Raw genomic sequence first — 19,693 nt, 5'->3', positions numbered from 1 at the left:
TCAGGGCTGTGCGCCCACCCACCCCACACTCGCGGCCGCCGCGGTGGAGGCCGCCTCCATCGCGTCTCGCTCGCTGAGGCCGGCTGCGAGGCCCGCCGCCAGCGTTCCGCAGTAGCAGTCGCCGGCTCCGGTGGTGTCGACCACGTGGGTGACCGCACCGGCGGGCACCGTGTTCGAGCCCCAGCGGGAGCCGGCCGAACCGAGGGTCACCAGCACCGAGCGTGGGTCCAGGCCCGCGGCGGTCAACTGCGCGTTCTCGTGCTCGTTCACCACCACCGGGTCGGCGAGTTCGAGCACGTCGCCCGGCAGGGCCGCATACGGCGCGAGGTTCAGCACCACACGCGCTCCCTGCGCCGCCGCGATGCGCGAGGCCTCGGCCATCACGTCGAGGTCGACCTCGAGCGAGCCGAGCAGCACGTCGCCCGGCTCCAGCGCGCGCAACGGCGCCAGGTCTCCCACCGTCAGCCGCCCGTTGGCACCCGGCGACACGATGATCGTGTTCTCGCCGTGGGCGTCCACCGCGATGGCCGCGTGACCGGTCGCCACACCCGTGGTGCGCGCGATCCGGCCGGTGTCGATGCCGTACGAGGCCAGGCGCTGCAGGTAGCCGTCGCCGTCGGCGTCGTCGCCCACCCGGCCGATCATCGACACCCGCGCACCGGCCCGGGCCGCCGCGATGGCCTGGTTGGCGCCCTTGCCGCCGAAGTGCTTGACGAGGTCTCCGCCCATCAGCGTCTCGCCGGGCTGCGGATGCCGCTCCACCGCCACCGTCGAATCGATGTTCAGCGACCCCACCACTACGACGATTCCCATCAACGGCTCCTTCTCGAACGTCCACCAGCGACGGACGTCGGCATCGAACGTCCTCCAGCATCCTAGAGGGGCGTAAACTGGGCGATTGCGAGCGATCCTCGCCCCCGCCAGCGTCGGTGCCCTGTGGAGCCCGATCGGCGCCGCTCATCTGGGGCATCTCTTCTCCGTCCATCCGAAAGCCCCTCATGTCCTCCTCCGTTCTCGACGCGCCCTCCTCCGGGCCCACCGCCGCCCCCGTCAATTCCCGCGGCCGCGTCATCCTCGCCAGCCTCATCGGCACGTCGATCGAGTTCTACGACTTCTACGTCTACGCCACCGCCGCCGTGCTGGTGTTCCCGACGCTGTTCTTCGCGAACTCCGACCCCACCATCTCGCTGCTGGCCTCCTTCGCCGTGTTCGGCGTGGCCTTCATCGCCCGCCCGGTCGGCTCGATCGTGTTCGGTCACTTCGGCGACCGCATCGGGCGCAAGCGCACCCTCGTCGCGTCGCTGCTGACGATGGGCGTGGCGACCGTGCTGATCGGCGCCCTTCCCACCGGCCAGACGCCCGGCTGGGAGATCCTCGCCCCCGCGCTGCTGGTGCTCTTCCGCTTCTGCCAGGGCCTCGGCCTCGGCGGCGAGTGGTCGGGCGCGGCCCTGCTGGCCACCGAGAACGCCCCGAAGGGCAAGCGCGCCATCTACGGCACCTTCCCGCAGCTGGGTGCGCCGATCGGCTTCATCATCGCCAACGTGGTGTTCCTCGTCCTCAGCACCACGCTCGACCCCGAGGCCTTCCTGGCCTGGGGCTGGCGTGTGCCGTTCCTGGCGTCCGCGATCCTCGTGATCATCGGCCTGTACGTGCGGTTCAAGCTGGTCGAGACGCCGGCCTTCACCAAGGTGGTCGACGCCGGCGAGGTGGCCAAGCTCCCCCTGGCCCGCGTGTTCAAGACCAGCTGGCGCCCGCTCATCCTCGGCACCTTCATCATGCTGGCCACCTACGTGCTGTTCTACCTGATGACCACGTTCACCCTCACCTTCGGCACCACGGCCTCCTCGGCCGCCACCGCGCAGGCCGCCGCCGAGGCTGCGGGCAAGCCGTTCAACGCCGCGGCCTTCGTGCCCGGCCTCGGCTACAGCCGCAACGACTTCCTGATCATGCTCGTGATCGGCTGCGTGTTCTTCGGCATCTTCACGCTCGTCTCGGGCCCGCTGGCCGACCGCTTCGGCCGCCGCAACACCCTGTTCTGGACCACGGTCGGCATCGCGGGCTTCGGCCTGCTCTTCGTGCCGCTGTTCGCGGGTGGCTTCGTGGGCGTGATGTCGCTGCTGATCATCGGCTTCACCCTGATGGGCCTCACCTTCGGCCCGATGGGGTCGACACTGCCCGAGCTGTTCCCGGCGAACGTGCGGTACACCGGATCGGCCATCAGCTACAACGTGGCTTCGATCCTCGGCGCCGCCGTGGCCCCGTTCATCGCGGTCGCACTGTGGCAGGCGGCCGACGGCTCCCCCGCCCTGGTCGGCAACTACCTCTCGCTGATGGCGCTGATCACGCTCGGTGCGCTGTACCTCAGCAAGGAGACGAAAGACGTCGACTTCGACAACACCCTCAGCTGAGCGGCAGCGGCGCCCTGAGAGAATGAGACCATGAGCACCTCCTCGGCCGGCGTCGATCGACCTCCCCGTTCGCGCAGTCCGTTCGCCCGGGGCCGCAAGCCCGACGACGGGCCGCGCGCCTCCTTCAAGCAGCTGATGCCGTTCCTCCTCGAGCACAGGAAGGTGCTCGCGGTGGTCATCGCGCTGAGCATCGTGGGCGCCGCGGCGAGCCTGGCCCAGCCTCTCCTGGTGAGCCAGGTGATCACGGTGGTGCAGAACGGCGATTCGCTGAACATGCTGGTGTGGGCGCTGGTCATCCTGGTGGTGGTCTCGGGCATCATCAGCGGCTTCCAGCACTACCTGCTGCAGCGCACCGGTACGAGCGTGGTGCTCTCGGCGCGCCGCCGCCTCGTGCAGCGGATGCTGCGGCTGCCGATCAGCCAGTTCGACACCCGCCGCACCGGCGACCTGGTGTCGCGGGTCGGCTCCGACACCACGCTCCTGTACGCGGTCATCACGCAGGGCCTGGTGGATGCGATCGGCGGCTCCCTGGTGTTCGTCGGCGCTCTCATAGCGATGCTCGTCATCGACCCCGTGCTGCTCGGCCTCACCGTGCTCGTGATCGGCGTCTCGGTGGTCACCGTCGTGCTCATCTCGAGCCGGGTGCGCACGGCGAGTCGCAAGCAGCAGGAGAAGGTCGGCGACCTCGCCGCCGCCGTGGAGCGCTCGATCAGCGCCATCCGCACCGTACGCGCCTCGAACGCCACCGAGCGCGAGATCGCGGGCGTGGAGAAGGATGCCCAGGGCGCCTGGGAGATGGGCGTCAAGGTCGCGAAGATCTCGGCCCTGGTCGTGCCGATCGCCGGCATCGCCCTGCAGGTCTCGCTCCTGGTGGTGCTCGGCGTCGGAGGCTTCCGCGTGGCATCCGGAGCCATCACGATCGCCAGTCTGGTGTCGTTCATCCTGTTCCTGTTCATGATGATCATGCCGCTGGGCCAGGCCTTCGGCGCGCTCAACTCGGTGAACCAGGCGCTCGGCGCGCTCGGGCGCATCCAGGAGATCATCGACCTGCCCATCGAGGGGCAGGACGACCGCAAGATCGCCGCCCTGGCCGCGGCGGGTTCGGGCTCGGCTTCGGCGCAGGCCCCCGCGATCGAGTTCGACGACGTGCACTTCGCCTACGACGAGGTGCGCAAGACGGGCGACTCGTCCGAGCAGGATGCCGCCTCGCTCGAAGAGTCCACCGGCGTGCTGCACGGGGTGAGCTTCACCGCCGCCCGCGGCAAGCGCACCGCGATCGTCGGCCCCTCGGGCGCGGGCAAGAGCACGATCCTGGCCCTGATCGAGCGCTTCTACGACCCGACCGCCGGCGCCGTGCGCTTCGGCGGCGTCGACGTGCGCCAGCTGGACCGCGTCGAGCTGCGCTCGCAGATCGGCTACGTGGAGCAGGATGCGCCGGTGCTGGCGGGCAGCCTCCGTCAGAACCTGCTGCTGGCGGCTCCGGATGCCACCGACGAGGCCTGCGTGCGGGTTCTCGAGGCCGTGAACCTCGGGGAGGTGCTCGAGCGCTCGGAGGAGGGGCTGGATGCGGCCGTCGGCGAAGACGGCGTGATGCTCTCCGGCGGCGAGCGCCAGCGGCTGGCGATCGCCCGCGCGCTGCTCGCGGCTCCCCCGGTGCTGCTGCTGGACGAGTCGACCTCCTCGCTCGACGGCCTGAACGAGCAGATGCTGCGCGGGGCGATCGACGCCGTCGCCGAGAACCGCTCGCTGATCGTGATCGCCCACCGGTTGTCGACCGTGGTCGACTCCGACCAGATCGTGGTGGTCGACCACGGCCGCGTGGTGGGCGTCGGAACGCACTCCGAGCTGGTGGTCTCCACTCCGCTCTACCGCGAGCTCGCGAAGCACCAGCTGCTCGTCTGAGACGTCAGGGCGCGCAGTCGTAGAGGTCGGTCGTCGAGAGCTCGGGTGAGGTCACCAGGGTGCAGGTCTGCGACACCCAGGTGCGGATGTCGGCGACCGCGGTGCTGTCGTCGGTGGCCGTGGTGCCGCCGGAGGTCTGCGCGGGAGCATCCCCGCCGGTGGCGCCCCCGGCGCCACCGAAGCCGCCCTGGCTCGCCATCAGCACGAAGCGGAGCTCGCCCGCGGCGACGAGCTCGGTGAACCGGCCGAAGGTGGGCGCCGGATCCTCAGCGCTGAAGCCGCCGATCGGCATCACCCACTCGCCGTCCGTCGCGGTGATGTAGGGGGCGGCCTCCGAGGCGCCGAAGGTGGCGAAGAGGTAGCTCGCCGAGCCGCGGTTCGCCTCCAGGTAGGCGATCAGGCTCTGGTCGACGGCGGCGCCACCGCCGGCCGCGAACGCCCCGCGGCCTCCACCGCCGGCCGCGGGCGCGCCGCCGCCGAAGCCACCCGCCCCGAAGCCGCCGCCGATGCCCGACGACTCCCCCGCGATCGGGTTGATCGAGCTCGGGTGGTTCATGGCGTCCACCGCCCACACGGCCGGTGTGAGCATCATCGCGGCACCGGCGAGCACCGACACCCAGGCACTGCCCGCCCGCAGCACCCCGCGGGTGCGCCGGCGCCCGAGCACCAGCAGCACGGCGAACGCGATCGCCAGAGCCACCTGCACCACGGCGACCTCGAACAGGTAGGCGGTGTTGTACAGCCCGATCCCGACGGCGGTCACGGCGGCCACTCCCACGAGTGCCAGCTGCGCCCACAGCACTCCGCCGGCTCGCGCCTTCGCGAACGCCAGCCCGACGAGCAGGCCGAGGGGCAGAGCGAGCGCGGCGGTGTAGAACTGGTGCATCCCGGCCACCACCGAGAACATCGCCAGGAACGTCACCAGCCAGCCGCCGAGGAACACCACGAGCGGGCGGGGCACGCGCAGCACCCACAGCACCACGATCGCGAGCAGTCCCGCCGGGATGAGCCACGCCACCTGCCCGGCCAGCTCGGCGTTGAACAGCCGCAGCACCCCCGGGTCGCCCGAGAACGGCGGGGTGAACGAACGGTACGCCGTCGATTCCGAGGCGGCTCCGAAGCGCCCCAGCCCGTTGTACCCGAACACCATCTCGAACGGGTCGTTCGAGTACGTGCCTCCCACGTAGGGGCGAGCGGATGCCGGCACCAGCCACACCACGACGATCCACACCAGCGAGAGGGCGAGGCTGAGCATCGCGGCCAGCACGAGGTCGCCGATCTTCCGGAGCCACGGTTTCTTCACGCAGAGGTAGGCCGCGGCGAGCGCCGGCCACACCGCCCAGGCCTCGAGCATGTACATCTGGAAGGCGAGGGCGACCAAGGCGCCCGCGACGAGGAGCCAGCGCAGCGAGCGGCCCTGCAGCGCCTTGGTGGCGGCCCAGGCGACGAGCGCGAGGGCGAGCACGAAGAACGACTCGGGCTGGTTCGAGCGGGCGACGGCGGCGACGATCGGCGTGGTCGCCACCACCGCCCCCGCGATGAGCCCGGCCGTGGGGTTCAGCAGCCGTTTGGCGGTGACGGCGACGAGCAGAACGGCCAGCACGGTCGCGATCGCGTTCGGCGCATTCACCGACCAGGTCGAGAAGCCGAAGAGCCGCACGAAGACGGCCGGCACCCAGTACGAGCCGGGGATCTTGTCGAGCGACACCGTCCCGGCCGGGTCGACCGCGCCGAAGAACAGGTTCGAGAGGTTCTGGCTCATCGACAGGGCGATCGAGGCGTAGTACTCCGAGCGCTGGCCGAGCTGCAGCCCCCAGAGCGTGATGAACCCCGAGGCCACCGTCAGCAGCACGAGACCGGTGTGCCACCCGCGCCACGCACGTCGGCGGCTCCACCACCGCGCCGGGGCGCGGGAGGCGGAGCCGCCGGGGAGTGCTGCGGACGAGTCCGCGATCGAGGTGCTCACGCCCAGAAGCCTAGGGATGCATCCTGAGCCCCACCCGCCCCGCGCCCAAGCGTCTCCGATGCGCGCGGCGCCGGGCCCTCAGTTCTTCGGCGTCGCCCTGCGGATGATCAGGTACCCGGCGATCGCCGACAGGACGGTCGGCAGCACGCTCCAGGCCACGACGCCCGACACCCCGGTGGCGACGAACCACGCGCCCACCGCCGGCCAGTTCTGCGTGAGGGTCGCCCACGCCACCAGCCCGAGCGCCACGAGGATGAGCACGCCGAAGAAGACGAGCATCCCGTTCACCCGCCAGCGCTGGTAGATCGTGGCGATGACCGCTCCCACGAAGAAGAAGAACAGGAAGATGGCGAAGAACAGCAGGAACCGCAGGTACCAGGGCGCGGAGTCGCCACCGAAGTACAGGGCCGTGAAGAAGTGGGCGCCGAAGCCCCAACCGCCCGTCGCCTGCTCGATCACGGCGAACAGGGTCATGCCCGCCGAGTAGACGGCCGACACGATCACGAAGTTCAGGGCCGTTCCGAGCCAGAATTCGCGCCGGGTCACGCTGAAGCCCAGTGCGAACGGGAAGGCCAGCGCGACGGCCTGGATCCCGAGCACCATCATGTACACGAAGATCCAGAACGTCGCGCCGCTGTACTGCAGGCCCTCTTGCGCGTCGGCCCGGTCGGCGGCGTCGGAGGTGGCCGTGAAGATGGCCCACCAGATCACGAGGTTCACCAGGAAGATGAACGCGAGGATGATCCAGGGGATGCCGAACACGCTCATCCGGTTCACCAGGTGCAGGCGGGCGACGGCGAGCACGCGTCCGCCCGCGGGGCGGCCGGCGGTGGCGGAACCGGATCCTGCTCCGGGCCCGGAGGCGCGGGTGGGGCTGGCGGCGGTCATGAGATCGTCTCCTTCGTCGACTTCTGCACGATCAGTTGCTGCAGCGAGACCGGAGCGAGCTCCAGCCCGGCCGCGGTGGCCTCGGAGCGCTCTTCGGCGCTGAGCCGCCCCACGGTGACGGCGATGAAGCTGCCGATCTGATCGCGGTGCAGCACCTCCCGCGTGCCGACGAAGCCGTCGACGGCGGCCCGTGTGCCGCTCACGATCACGGCCGAGCCGCGCAGGCTCTCGGCCGACTCGTCGACGATCAGCCGGCCCTCGTCGATCACGAGCACGTGCTCGAGCAGGTTGCTCACCTCGTCGATCAGGTGCGTCGAGAGCACGACGGTGCGCGGATGCTCGGCGTAGTCCTCGAGCAGGCGATCGTAGAAGGTCTGCCGGGCCACGGCATCCAGCCCCAGGTAGGGCTCGTCGAAGAAGGTCAGCGGGGCGCGCGAGGCGAGCCCCACGATCACCCCGATGGCCGAGAGCTGGCCGCGCGAGAGCTTCTTGATGCGGCGCTTCAGCGGCACCCGGAAGTCGTCGATCAGCCGGTCGGCGAAGGCGGCGTCCCAGTTCGGGAAGAACCAGGGCGCGCTCCGGAAGACGTGCCGCGGCGCGAAGTCGTCGGGGTACTTCTGGCTCTCCTTGATGAAGCTCGTGCGCTGCAGCACGGGGGCGTTCTCCAGCGGGTTCTCGCCGAAGACGCGGATTTCGCCGCTGGTCGGGAATTCCTGCCCGGTGAGCAGCTGCATCAGCGTGGTCTTGCCCGCGCCGTTGCGGCCGAGCAGCCCGCAGATCGTGTTCTCCTCGAGGGCGAAGTCGACACCGTCGACCGCGGCCACGTTCCGGTAGTGCTTGCTGAGGCCCCTGACCTCCACGACCGCGCTCATTCGGTGCCGTCCTCTCTGATCATGGCGACCAGCTGCGACCGGGTGATGCCGAGCTTCTCGGCCTCGGTCACCAGCGGCTGCACGTACTCGTTCTCGAACCGGTCGCGGCGCCCCGCCATCAACCGGTCCCGTGCTCCTTCGGCCACGAACATGCCGATTCCCCTCTTCTTGTACAGGATCCCCGCGTCGACCAGCAGGTTCACGCCCTTGCCGGCGGTCGCGGGGTTGATGCGGTGGAAGGCCGCGAACTCGTTGGTCGAGGGCACCTGGCTCTCTTCCGGCAACGTGCCGCCGATGATCTCGTTCTCGATCTGCTCGGCGATCTGAACGAAGATCGGCCGGGACTCATCCACGACCCACCTCGTTCACTGGTTCATTACTCATGTAACTAACCAACCAGGTCAGGGCGCTCGTGTCAAGGCCAAGCTGTCGTGGAGAGGGTTAAACGACGGATCCGCCACGGTGAGGTGGCGGATCCGGTGGAGCGAGCGGCGAACGCTATGAGTTCGGGATGAGGGTGTACTTCGTCGAGAGGTACTCGTGGATGCCCTCCGCACCGCCCTCGCGGCCGATGCCGGACTGCTTGACGCCGCCGAAGGGGGCGGCGGCGTTGGAGAGCACGCCGATGTTCAGGCCCATCATGCCGGTGTCGAGCGCGTCGATCATCCGGTTGCCCCGCGCCAACGACTCGGTGAAGACGTAGGAGACCAGGCCGTACTCGGTGTCGTTGGCCAGGCGCACGGCCTCGGCCTCGTCGGTGAACTCGATGATCGAGACGACCGGCCCGAAGATCTCCTCGCGCAGGATCTCGGCCTCGGCCGGCACGTTCGTCACGACGGTCGGCTGGTAGAAGCTGCCGGGGCCGTCGACACGCTGCCCGCCGGCCACCAGGGTCGCACCCCGGTTGACGGCATCCTGAACCAGCTCGTCGGCCTTGTCGACCGCCTTGTCGTTGATCAGCGGGCCGATGGTGACGCCGTCCTCGGTGCCGCGGCCGATCCGCATCTCCGAGACGCGGGCGGCCAGCCGCTCGGCGAACTCTCCGGCGACGGCCGAGTGCACGATGAAACGGTTCGCGGCCGTGCAGGCCTGGCCGATGTTGCGGAACTTCGCCAGCAGCGCGCCCTCGACCGCCTTGTCCAGATCCGCGTCCTCGAACACCACGAACGGGGCGTTGCCGCCGAGCTCCATCGAGGTGCGCAGCACGTTCTCGGAGGCCTGCTTGATGAGCGTGCGGCCCACCGGCGTCGATCCCGTGAAGCTCAGCTTGCGCAACCGCGGGTCGGCGATGATCGGATCGGACACCGCACTCGTGGTGGAGGTGGTGATCACGTTCAGCACACCCTTGGGCAGCCCGGCCTCTTCGAGGAGCCCGGCGATGAACAGCGTGGTGAGCGGCGTCAGTGCGGCGGGCTTCACCACGGCGGTGCAGCCGGCGGCCAGTGCGGGCGCGATCTTGCGGGTGGCCATGGCCAGCGGGAAGTTCCACGGCGTGATGAGGTAGCTCGGGCCGACGGGGCGCTGCGACACGACCATCCGGCCGGTTCCCTCCGGGTTGTCCCCGAAGCGGCCCGAGATGCGCACGGCCTCCTCGCTGAACCAGCGCAGGAACTCGCCGCCGTAGGCCACCTCGCCGCGGGCCTCGGCGAGCGGCTTGCCCATCTCGAGCGTCATCAGCAGCGCAGCATCCTCTTTGCGCTCCTGCAGCAGGTCGAAGGCCTTGCGCAGGATCTCACCGCGCACCCGGGGCGCGGTCTTCGCCCACGACTCCTGCGCCTCGACGGCCGCGTCGAGGGCGCGCATGCCGTCGGCCGGGCTCGCGTCGGCGATCTCCACCAGCACGTCGCCGGTGGCGGGATCGTAGACCTTGAGGGTCTTGCCGTTCTCGGCGGCCACCCAGTCTCCCCCGATGAAGAGGCGGTTCGGGATGCGGGCGAGCAGCGCGGTCTCAGCGGTGGAGTTCATGGGGATTCCTTTCGGGACGTGCTTCGACGGTAATGGGAGCCGGTCGGAGCGATAGTGCCGATCTGGCGTGACCGCCTTCTCTGAATGCCGAAATGGCATCCGGCACCGCGTGACCGAACCGACCTCAGCGGTCGACGAGGTCCGAGGTCACGAGGTCGGCACCGGCCGCGGCGAGCTCGGCGATGGCCGCGCGCGAGGCCTGCGCATCGACCCCTGCCACGAGGTCGGTGATGATGCGCACCCGGCGGCCGTGCTCGAGGGCGTCCAGCGCCGAAGCCTTCACGCAGTAGTCGGTGGCGAGGCCCGCCACGTCGACCTGGGTCACACCGTTCGCGTCGAGCAGGTCGTGCACCGTGCCCCCCTCTTCGGTGACGCCCTCGTAGATGGAGTAGGCGGGCTCGCCCTGGCCCTTCCGCACGTGATGGTCGATGGCACGCGTGGTGAGCTCGTCGTGGTACTCGGCGCCCCACGTCCCTGCCACGCAGTGCACCGGCCAGGTCGACTCGAAGTCGGGTTCGGCGTCGCCGGCGAAGTGCCCGCCGTTGTCGTTGCCGGCGTCGTGCCAGTCCCGCGAGGCGATCACGAAGTCGTAGGTGTGCGGATGCTCCGCCAGCAGTTTCGAGATGCCGTTCGCGACCGCCGTCCCGCCCTGCACGCCGAGGGCGCCGCCCTCGATGAAGTCGTTCTGCACGTCGATGATGAAGAGCGCTTTCGCCATGCGTCCAGTCTAGGCAGCGCCTCGGCCTCAGTTGTTCGAGAGGTTGGACCCGCACGCGTAGACGGCCGTGGTGAGCGCGTCGATGGCCGTCTTGGCGCTGTCGCCCACGTCGTCGAGCGCGAAGAACGCGAAGGTGAGCACCGAACCGTCGGCGGCGTCGATGATGCCCGAGAGGGTGTAGCCGGTATCGATCCAGCCGGTCTTCGCGATCACGCTGCCCGCCGCCGGCGAGTCGGTGAAGCGACCCGCGAGCGTGCCGCTCTGTCCGCCCACCGGGAGGCCGTCGGCGATGACAGCGAGGTTGCCCTCCCGGTTCTGGATCGTGATGAACAGGCTGGTGAGGAAGTTCGGGGAGACTCCGTTGTCGTCGCTGAGGCCCGAGCCGTCGACGATCGTGAGGCCGCGGGTGTCGAGACCGTAGGTGGCGAGGGCCTGTGGGATGGCGGTGTTCAGGGCGCCGAAGTCGCTGCCCACGCCGAGCTTCACGGCCACCAGCCGGGCCAGCATCTCGGCCTCGGTGTTGTCGGAGCGCAGCAGAGCATCCGGGATCATCGTCGAGACCGGGGCCGAGAGCACCTGGCCGAGCTGAGGGGATCCGGCGGTGGCCACCCCCTCGGCAAGAGCAGCGTCGGGGGAACCCAGCGCGAGGGCGAGGGCCTGGCCGGCACGCAGCACCGCGTTCTCGCTGCGGGCGGAGACGTTCGCGCCCGGTTCCGCACGGTCGCCGTCCACCTGCAGGGCGGTGACCTCCGAGGAGTAGCCGTCGTAGAGCTCCTTGCGGTTCCAGGAGGGCTGCCAGCGGTCGCCGGAGAAGGCGCTTGCATCCATCACGATCGAGGTGATGGGCGTGCCCGCGGTCGACGGGTCCGCGGCCCAGGCCGCGTTCACCTGCGCGGCCAGGTCGAGCATGCTGGCCGAGTCGGTGTAGATGTTGGAGGCGCCGCTGGCGAGCGTGATGTCGCCGCCGCCGACGAGCACGACCTGGCCGGGCTCGGAGCCCTTCACGACCGTGGTGGGTACCCGGTAGTCGGGGCCGAGCACCGCGAGGGCGGCGGCGCTGGTGAGCACCTTCATCACGCTGGCGGTGCGGGCGGAGGTGGTGGCGCTGCGGTCGAAGAGCACCGAGCCGGTGGAGGCGTCGCGCACACTGCCGAGGAACGTGCCGAGCCGGGAGTCGGTGGCGAGCTCGGCGACCGAGCAGGTGCGCACGGCCGCCGGCGCCGCCGCGGCCTGCGGCTGCGCGCGCGGATCGGGCGTCCGGGTCGGGGTGACGGTGGGCGTGGCGCTCGGCACCGCCGTCTCGGGCACGAGAGCGACGGATGCTGTGGAGGCCTCGGGCGCGTTCGCCCCCATCGCGGCGCCGGCGGCGAACGCCCCGCCGCCGAGCACGACCACCGCGACGGCGGCCGCGGCGGCCGCCCAGGCCCGCGGATGCCGGCGCACCCGCGTCACGACCCCACCGGCCGAAGCACGGTTCGCCGACCGCGCGGACGTGCTGGCGGCGCCACTCGACCCCGCCGCGCCCGTCTCCGCGGCCCGCGCCTCGCGGCGCGACCGGGGTTGCTCCGACTCCGACATCCCAGCCATGGTACCCGCGGCGTCGGCGACGCGCCCAGCACGCCTGCCTGCCTCGTCAGCGGCGCATTCGAGCCCGGGAACGAAAGAACCCCCGCCGGGGTACCGGTCGGGGGTTCTGTGGGGCCGCCTCCGGGAATCGAACCCGGGACCTATTCATTACGAGTGAATCGCTCTGCCGACTGAGCTAAGGCGGCCTGGCCGGCGCATGTGGCGCGCGGCACAGCTACAAAGCATAGCCGATCCGGAGGGCCGGTACGAACGCGGCGGGACGTGACCGCCGACGGCACCTCGAGCTCGGCTCGGCCTACACCCGCGCGGGTACGCCCACCACGTCGCGCAGGTGGCGGTACGAGCGGGTGAGCGACTCCGCCAGGGAGTCGGCATCCGGATGCTCGGCCCACGACAGCCAGGCGGCACGCGCGAGCGTGAGCGCCAGCAGGGAGACCAGCCGCGCCCTCTCGACGGTCTCGCTCTCGTCGACCGGCTCGTCGCGGGCGGCGGCATCGGCGCGCAGACGGCGGTCGACGGAGGCGGCGACCTCGGCCTCGAACTCGCGCATCCGGTCGATCTTGAGGGCGAAGATCTGCGGATGCTCGGCCATCACCGCGCGCCGCAGAGCGTGCAGCTCGGGGTCGAGCCCCCCGTCTTCGCGCGCCTGGGCGGCCATGATCTCGACCAGGTCGCCCAGCGGATCGCTGTCGGCGCCGGCCTGCTCGAAGGCCGTCGACACGGACTCCGTGAATACGAACGGCGCGTCGCCGGCGAGCGAGTCCTCTTTCGAGGGGAAGTAGTTGAAGAAGGTGCGCGGCGAGACGCCGGCATCGCGGCTGATGTCTTCGATGGTCACCTGGTCGAGGCCGTGCTCGGCCGTCAGGCGCAGCACGGCGAGCTGGATGCGGCGTCGGGTCGCCCTCCGCTTGCGCTCACGGAGACCGAGTTCTTCGGGTGCGGTCATGCCCACCATGATCCCACGTCAGCTCGTGCAGTCGGGGTCGGCGGCGGGAACAGTGCCGTCGAGGAAGTACGCGTCGACCGTGCTCGCCACGCAGCTCGAGGAGTTGTAGGCGGTGTGCCCCTCCCCTTCGAAGGTGACGAGATGGCCGTTCTCCAGCTGGCCGGCCAGCGCCTGCGCCCACTTGTAGGGAGTGGCCGGGTCGCCGGTCGTGCCCACCACGAGGATGGGGCCGGATCCGGCGGCCGTCACCGCGGCGGGCACCCGCTTGGACGGGTACACCCACTGCGAGCAGGTGATGTCGCCGTAGGTCCAGTACGGGCCGACCGTCGGCGAGGCCGCGATGAGGTCGGAATTCTGCTGGGCGATCACCGCGGGGTCGGTCTGCGCCGGGTAGTCGGCACAGGAGATCGCGTTGAACGACTCGATCAGGTTGTCGGCGTAGGTGCCGTCTTCGTTGCGGCTGTTGTAGGCATCCGCGAGCGAGAAGGCGTAATCGGCCTGGCCGTCTTGCACCGAGCTGAACAGGGAGTCGAGGTAGGGCCAGCTGCTCTCGTTGTAGAGCGGGTAGAACACCGCGGTGAGCAGGTTCGTGGCGTTGAGCTCGCGCCCGTCGCTGGAGCGGAGCGGGCTCGCGTCGACCTCGGCCAGCAGCTTCTGGATGGTGGTGAGCGCCTGGTCGGCGGAGCCGTCGAACCAGCAGTCGGATCGGCCGGCGCAGTCGGTGAGGTAGTTCTTGAGGGCGTTCTCGAAGCCCTCGGCCTGCGAGATCGAGACGTCGAAACCACTCGAGCTCGGGTCTTCGGCGCCGTCGAGCACCATCCGCCCCACCTTGTCGGGGAAGTTCTCGGCGTACTCGGCGCCGAGCAGCGTGCCGTAGGAGTAGCCGAGATAGTTGAGCTTGGGGTCGCCCACGAGGGCGCGCAGCATGTCGAGGTCGCGGGTGGTGCTGTCGGTGTCGATGAACTCCAGCAGCGGGCCGGTGTTCTCGGCGCACTTCTGGGCGAAGTCCTTCGCGGCGGCCGTGTAGGCCGCGATCCACTCGTCGGAGCCGCGTTCGCCCGGGATGATGTCGTAGAGGTAGGCGTCGCGCTCGGCGTCGGTGAGGCAGTGCACGGCATCCGAGTGCCCGGTGCCGCGCGGGTCGTAGCCGATCAGGTCGTAGCCCTGCTGGAGCGTGGGGTGGGCGGCGTAGTCGGCCGACTGCTCGACGAAGTCGTAGGCCGAGCCGCCGGGACCGCCGGGGTTCACGAACAGGGTGCCGAGGGGCGCGCCCCCGGAGCTGGGCTTCTTGATCAGCGCGAGTGACACGGTGTCGCCGGTGGGGTTCGCCCAGTCCAGCGGGGCCGTCGCGGTGGCGCACTGGAACGAGCCGCTGCAGGAGGTCCACTCGAGCACCTGGCTGTAGAAGGGCTGCAGCTCGGCCGGCACGTCTTCGGCGCTCGGCGTGGAGGTGGCGACCGGGGCACCGGTCGAACCCGTCGACGGATCCGCCAGGGTCGCCGTGTACCAGGTGGCGCAGCCCGACAGCACGAGCACCGCGGAGGCGACGACGGCGACCGCCGCCAGGGTGCGGCGAACGGCGGTGGACCGCGGGGCGCGGGGAATTCGGCTCACGGGTGGACCTTTCGTGGTGCGGACCGGTTCGCCTCGGCGACCGTGATGAGCAGCGCCTCGAGGGTGAGGGCGGGCGCGACGTTCGCCGCTATCCTCCGTCGGGCGACGGCGATGGCATCCATCGCCGCCAGGGTCGATGACGAATCGTTATCCTCGGCGATCGCGCGCACGCGGGCCGAGATGGCCTCGTTCACCAGCTCCACCGAGGAGCCGAGCTGCACGAGCACGATGTCGCGGTAGAGCGAGAGCAGATCGGTGAGGATGCGGTCGATGCCGTCGCGCAGGCTCCGGGTGGCCCGGCGCTTCTGGTCGTCTTCGAGGTTCTTGATCTGCGAGCGCAGAGCCGGCGGGATGGCCTGACCGGGTTCGACGCCGAGCGAGCGGAGCGCTGCGGCCCGCTCCTCGGCGTCGCGTTCCTCGGTGATGGCCTGGGCGTCGGCGCCTGCGATCTCCAGCAGTCGTGCCGCACCGCGCACGGCGTCGCCGACGGTCGACACCGTGAGGGCGAGCTCCAGCGTCTCGGCGCGGCGGGCGCGGGCCTCCTCGTTGGTGGCCAGGCGGTGCGCCATGCCGATGTGGCTCTGCGACTCGCGCGCGGCCCGCAGCGCGAGCTCGGCGTCGACCCCGTCGCGCTTCACGATCAGCGCCGCTACGTCGTCGGTGCTGGGCACGCGCAGCCGCACGGAACGCACGCGCGAGCGGATCGTCGGCAGCAGGTCGGCCTCGCTGGGGGCGCAGAGGATCCAGACCGTGCGCTCGGGCGGCTCTTCGAGCGCCTTCAACAGCACGTTCGAGGTGCGCTCCGCCATCCGGTCGGCGTCTTCGATCACGACCACCCGGTACCGGGCGACCGAGGGCGAGAACTGCGAGGCCGAGACCAGGCGGCGCACCTCCTCGATCGAGATGATGACGCGCTCGGTGGCCAGGATGGCGAGGTCGGGGTGCGTGCGCGCCGCGACCTGGGTGCAGTCCGGGCACACGCCGCAGCCACCGTTGCGACAGAGCAGTGCGGAGGCGAAGGCGTAGGCGAGGTTGGAGCGGCCGGAGCCGGGAGGGCCCGTGATGAGCCAGGAGTGCGTCATCGAGTCGGGCGCCGCAGTCGGCGAGACGCCGCCCGGACGCACGTCGGCACTCGCGGCGGCCGCACGGAACACCTCGACGGCGGCCGGCTGGCCGGTCAGGTCATCCCAAACGCTCATGTCTGCCAATCTACCGGCACCCCCTGACAAGCTCCCCGGTCTCGCCCCTCGCCCCGGTGGCTCCCATCGTGGACGGGTGTCCGGGTCGAGAGGGGCGGGTCAGGTGAGAAGGGACTCTACGCGGGTGCGGATGGCGGCTGCGATGTCGGGCACGGGGAGGGAGGCGTCGACCACGAGGAAGCGCGAGGGTTCGGCTCCGGCGAGGGCGAGGAACGCCTCGCGCACGCGTCGGTGGAAGTCGCTCTTCTCCGCCTCGAGGCGGTCGAAGCGCTTGTTGGCACTGTCGAGGCGGGCGCGAGCGGCCTCCTCGTCGAGGTCGAGCAGCACCGTCAGGTCGGGGAGCAGGCCTTCCGCGGCCCACAGCGAGAGGTCGCGGATCTCGACCCCGTCGAGAACGCGGCCGGCGCCCTGATAGGCGACCGAGGAGTCGAGATAGCGATCCTGGATCACCACCTCGCCGCGCTCCAGGGCCGGCCGCACCTTCGTGGCGATGTGCTGGGCACGGTCGGCCGCGTAGAGCAGAGCCTCGGCCCGCGGCGCGATGTGGCCCCGGCTGTGCAGCACGATCTCGCGCACCTCGGTGCCGAAGTCGGTGCCACCGGGCTCGCGGGTGCGCACGACGGTGCGCCCGGATGCCGTCAGCCAGTCGTCGAGAAGAGCCGCCTGGGTCGACTTGCCGGAACCGTCGCCGCCCTCGAGCGTGACGAACAGGCCCGTCACTTCTTCGGGGCGGCCTTGCGTGCGGGCGCCTTGCGAGCCGCGGGCTTCTTGGCCGCCGTCTTGGTGGCGGTCTTCGCCTTCGGCTTCGCTGGGCCCTTGGCGCGCTTGTCGGCCAGCAGCTGCACGGCACGTTCGAAGTCGACCTCGTCGACCGTCTCGCCGCGCGGGATGGTCGCGTTGGTGACGCCGTCGGTGACGTACGGCCCGAAGCGGCCGTCCTTCACCCGGATCGGCTTGCCGCTCTCCGGGTCGGCGTCGAACTCCTTCAGCGCCGAGGAGGCGCGGCGGGCGCCGTACTTGGGCTGCGCGAACAGCTCGAGCGCACCCGGGAGGTCGATCTCGAAGATGAGGTCCTCGCTCTCGAGCGACCGCGTGTCGGTGCCCTTCTTGAGGTACGGACCGAACTTGCCGCCCTGCGCGGTGATCGGCTCGCTCGACTCCGGGTCTTCGCCCACCACGCGCGGCAGGTCGAGCAGGCGCAGCGCGGTGTCGAGGTCGATGGTCGCGAGATCCATCGACTTGAACAGCGAGGCGGTGCGCGGCTTGACGGCCGCGGCGGCCTTCTTGGCGGCCGGCTTCTTGGCCGGCGCCTTCTTGGCGGTGGTTCCGGCAGCGGCGGTCGCAGCGGCCTCCGCATCGGAGGCCACGGCCTCGGTCGCCGCATCCGGAGTCGTCTCGGGCACGACCGGGTCGAGCTCGGTGACGTAGGGGCCGAAGCGGCCGTCCTTCGCCACGATCTCCTTGCCGTTCTCCGGGTTCACGCCGATCACGCGGTCGGTCACGACCGGTGCGTCCACGAGCTCGCGCGCCTTCTCCGGGGTGAGCTCGTCGGGAGCGAGGTCTTGAGGGAGGTTCACACGGCGCGGCGGGGCCTCGAGGTCGCCCGAGGGGTCGACCACTTCGAGGTAGGGGCCGTACTTGCCGATGCGCAGGGTGATGTCGTCGTCGATGGTGACGGAGTTGACCGCCCGGGCGTCGATCTCGCCCATGTTGTCGATCACGTTGCGGAGGCCGGGGTGGCCTTCGCTGCCGAAGTAGAAGCCGTTCAGCCAGTCGATGCGGTCTTCTTCGCCGCCCGCGATCTTGTCGAGGTCGGCTTCGAGGGTGGCCGTGAAGTCGTAGTCGACCAGCTCGGCGAAGAAGTCCTCGAGCAGGCGGACGACCGAGAAGGCCGTCCAGCTGGGCACCAGGGCCTGGCCGCGCGGGGTGACGTAGCCGCGGTCGATGATGGTGGAGATGATGCTCGCGTAGGTCGACGGGCGGCCGATGCCGAGCTCGTCGAGCGCCTTCACCAGGCTCGCCTCGGTGTAGCGCGGCGGAGGCGTGGTGTCGTGCCCGGCGGCGTCGATCGCGACCGCGGCGAGGGACTGCCCCTCCTTCAGCACGGGCAGCTTCGCCTCGACCGGCTCGGCGGCGGCGTTGCGCTCCTCGTCGCGGCTCTCCTCGTAGGCGTGCAGGAAGCCGCGGAAGGTGATGACGGTTCCGGATGCCGAGAACTCGGCCGTGGTGGCGCCGCCCAGCTCGGCCACCGTGACGGGCCCGGCCGTGATGGTGACGGATGCCGTGGACCCTTTGGCGTCGGCCATCTGCGAGGCGACGGTGCGCTTCCAGATGAGGTCATAGAGCTTGAAGTCGTTGCCGCGGAGCGCGGAGGAGACCTCGTCGGGGGTCTTGAAGACCTCACCGGCGGGGCGGATCGCCTCGTGCGCCTCCTGCGCGTTCTTGCCCTTGCCCGAGTAGAGACGGGGCTTGTCGGGGATCGTGTCGGCACCGTAGAGCGCCGTGGCCTGATTGCGCGCCGCCGTGATCGCCTGCTGCGAGAGCGAGGGCGAGTCGGTACGCATATAGGTGATGTAGCCGTTCTCGTACAGCGACTGGGCCACGCTCATGGTCTGGCGGGCCGAGAAGCGGAGCTTGCGCGCCGCCTCCTGCTGCAGGGTCGAGGTGGTGAACGGCGCGGCCGGACGGCGGGTGTACGGCTTGGTCTCCAGGCTCGACACGGCGATGCGGACGCCGTCGGCGGCGAGCGCGGTCTTGAGCGCGTTGGCTGCGGCCTCGCCAAGCGGAACGGCCTTGCTCTTCAGCACACCGGACTCGTCGTAGTCGCGGCCGGTGGCGACGCGTTCGCCGTTCAGGCGGGCCAGACGCGCCTCGAAGCGGTCGACCTCGGGCTCGGCGGCATCCGGGGCCAGCTGGGCGGTGAGGTCCCAGTAGTTGGCGCTGGTGAAGGCGAGGCGCTCGCGCTCGCGGTCGACGACCAGGCGGGTGGCGGCGGACTGCACGCGACCGGCGGAGAGGCCGGGGCCGACCTTGCGCCAGAGCACCGGTGACACCTCGTAGCCGTACAGACGGTCGAGGATGCGGCGGGTCTCCTGCGCGTCGACGAGGGCGTCGTCGATCTGCCGGGTGTTGTCCCGGGCGGCTTCGATGGCCTCCCGGGTGATCTCGTGGAAGACCATCCGGTGCACGGGCACCTTGGGCTTCAGCACCTGCAGGAGGTGCCACGCGATGGCCTCGCCCTCGCGGTCCTCATCCGTTGCGAGGTAGAGCTCGTCGGCCGAGGCGAGCGCCTTCTTGAGTTCGGCGACCGTCTTCTTCTTGGCGTCGGACACGACGTAGTAGGGCTCGAAGCCGTTCTCGACGTCGACGGAGAACTTGCCGAGCGAGCCCTTCTTCAGCTCCGCCGGGAGGTTCTTGGGCTCGACGAGGTCGCGGATGTGCCCCACCGAGGCGAGCACGTCGAAGCCGTCGCCGAGGTACTGGGCGATCGACTTGACCTTCGTCGGTGACTCGACGATGACGAGCTTTCTCGGGGTTGACAACGTTTCTCCTTATATATGCGACACCGCATGAAGTGTCAGGCACACCATACACACTTCATCCCGGTCGAAGCCTAATCAGGGTCGTA

The 19,693-nt window shown here is 70.3% G+C and carries 15 protein-coding genes and 1 tRNA gene; 2 read left to right on the top strand and 14 right to left on the bottom strand.

Annotated elements, in window-relative coordinates; all coding sequences use genetic code 11:
- Entirely contained in the window at positions 1-813 is an 813-nt protein-coding gene (locus tag ACN4JJ_RS03130) for a ribokinase (protein WP_440708443.1), read from the bottom strand.
- A gap of 185 nt (positions 814-998) precedes the next feature.
- Here ACN4JJ_RS03130 and ACN4JJ_RS03125 point away from each other — a divergent pair, with 185 nt between their 5' ends.
- Together ACN4JJ_RS03125 and ACN4JJ_RS03120 are read left to right on the top strand one after the other, a co-directional pair.
- Entirely contained in the window at positions 999-2,408 is a 1,410-nt protein-coding gene (locus ACN4JJ_RS03125) for an MFS transporter (protein WP_440708442.1), read from the top strand.
- 30 nt (positions 2,409-2,438) lie between these two features.
- Positions 2,439-4,310, top strand: a complete 1,872-nt coding sequence (locus ACN4JJ_RS03120) for an ABC transporter ATP-binding protein (protein ID WP_440708441.1) — start codon at positions 2,439-2,441, stop codon at positions 4,308-4,310.
- A gap of 4 nt (positions 4,311-4,314) precedes the next feature.
- Here ACN4JJ_RS03120 and ACN4JJ_RS03115 read toward each other — a convergent pair whose 3' ends face one another.
- From ACN4JJ_RS03115 to topA, 13 genes are all read right to left on the bottom strand, one after another.
- Entirely contained in the window at positions 4,315-6,276 is a 1,962-nt protein-coding gene (locus ACN4JJ_RS03115; protein WP_440708440.1) for an ArnT family glycosyltransferase, read from the bottom strand.
- Between the two features lie 78 nt (positions 6,277-6,354).
- On the bottom strand, positions 6,355-7,164 hold the full coding sequence (locus tag ACN4JJ_RS03110) for a hypothetical protein (protein WP_440708439.1): 810 nt from the start codon (positions 7,162-7,164) through the stop codon (positions 6,355-6,357).
- Positions 7,161-8,036, bottom strand: coding sequence for an ABC transporter ATP-binding protein (locus tag ACN4JJ_RS03105; protein ID WP_440708438.1), 876 nt, complete (start codon positions 8,034-8,036; stop codon positions 7,161-7,163). Before ACN4JJ_RS03105 ends, ACN4JJ_RS03110 begins: the two co-directional genes overlap by 4 nt.
- Positions 8,033-8,389, bottom strand: a complete 357-nt coding sequence (locus tag ACN4JJ_RS03100) for a GntR family transcriptional regulator (protein WP_440708437.1) — start codon at positions 8,387-8,389, stop codon at positions 8,033-8,035. The genes ACN4JJ_RS03105 and ACN4JJ_RS03100 overlap by 4 nt, the downstream gene beginning before the upstream one ends.
- Positions 8,390-8,534: 145 nt before the next feature.
- Entirely contained in the window at positions 8,535-10,001 is a 1,467-nt protein-coding gene (locus ACN4JJ_RS03095; RefSeq protein ID WP_440708436.1) for an NAD-dependent succinate-semialdehyde dehydrogenase, read from the bottom strand.
- A 124-nt stretch (positions 10,002-10,125) separates the two neighbouring features.
- Entirely contained in the window at positions 10,126-10,719 is a 594-nt protein-coding gene (locus ACN4JJ_RS03090) for an isochorismatase family protein (RefSeq protein ID WP_440708435.1), read from the bottom strand.
- Positions 10,720-10,746: 27 nt separating this feature from the next.
- Positions 10,747-12,297, bottom strand: a complete 1,551-nt coding sequence (gene dacB, locus ACN4JJ_RS03085) for a D-alanyl-D-alanine carboxypeptidase/D-alanyl-D-alanine endopeptidase (protein WP_440708434.1) — start codon at positions 12,295-12,297, stop codon at positions 10,747-10,749.
- A gap of 118 nt (positions 12,298-12,415) precedes the next feature.
- Positions 12,416-12,491 (bottom strand) — tRNA-Thr (locus ACN4JJ_RS03080).
- A 110-nt stretch (positions 12,492-12,601) separates the two neighbouring features.
- Complete coding sequence (locus ACN4JJ_RS03075) at positions 12,602-13,252, bottom strand: TetR/AcrR family transcriptional regulator (RefSeq protein ID WP_440708433.1); 651 nt, start codon at positions 13,250-13,252, stop codon at positions 12,602-12,604.
- 18 nt (positions 13,253-13,270) lie between these two features.
- The gene (locus tag ACN4JJ_RS03070) at positions 13,271-14,866 is read right to left on the bottom strand and encodes an alpha/beta hydrolase (RefSeq protein WP_440708432.1); all 1,596 of its coding nucleotides are present in this window, start codon (positions 14,864-14,866) and stop codon (positions 13,271-13,273) included.
- Positions 14,863-16,065, bottom strand: a complete 1,203-nt coding sequence (locus ACN4JJ_RS03065; protein ID WP_440708431.1) for a DNA polymerase III subunit delta' — start codon at positions 16,063-16,065, stop codon at positions 14,863-14,865. Before ACN4JJ_RS03065 ends, ACN4JJ_RS03070 begins: the two co-directional genes overlap by 4 nt.
- A gap of 99 nt (positions 16,066-16,164) precedes the next feature.
- On the bottom strand, positions 16,165-16,785 hold the full coding sequence (tmk, locus tag ACN4JJ_RS03060) for a dTMP kinase (protein WP_440708430.1): 621 nt from the start codon (positions 16,783-16,785) through the stop codon (positions 16,165-16,167).
- Positions 16,782-19,607 carry a type I DNA topoisomerase gene (topA, locus tag ACN4JJ_RS03055; protein WP_440708429.1) on the bottom strand — a complete coding sequence of 942 codons (2,826 nt, stop codon included), beginning with the start codon at positions 19,605-19,607 and terminating at the stop codon, positions 16,782-16,784. Before topA ends, tmk begins: the two co-directional genes overlap by 4 nt.
- Positions 19,608-19,693 lie beyond the last annotated feature (86 nt).

The organism is Herbiconiux dendrobii (assembly GCF_052048175.1).
Taxonomy (GTDB): domain Bacteria; phylum Actinomycetota; class Actinomycetes; order Actinomycetales; family Microbacteriaceae; genus Herbiconiux.
This window is presented reverse-complemented; position numbering and strand designations above follow the sequence as displayed.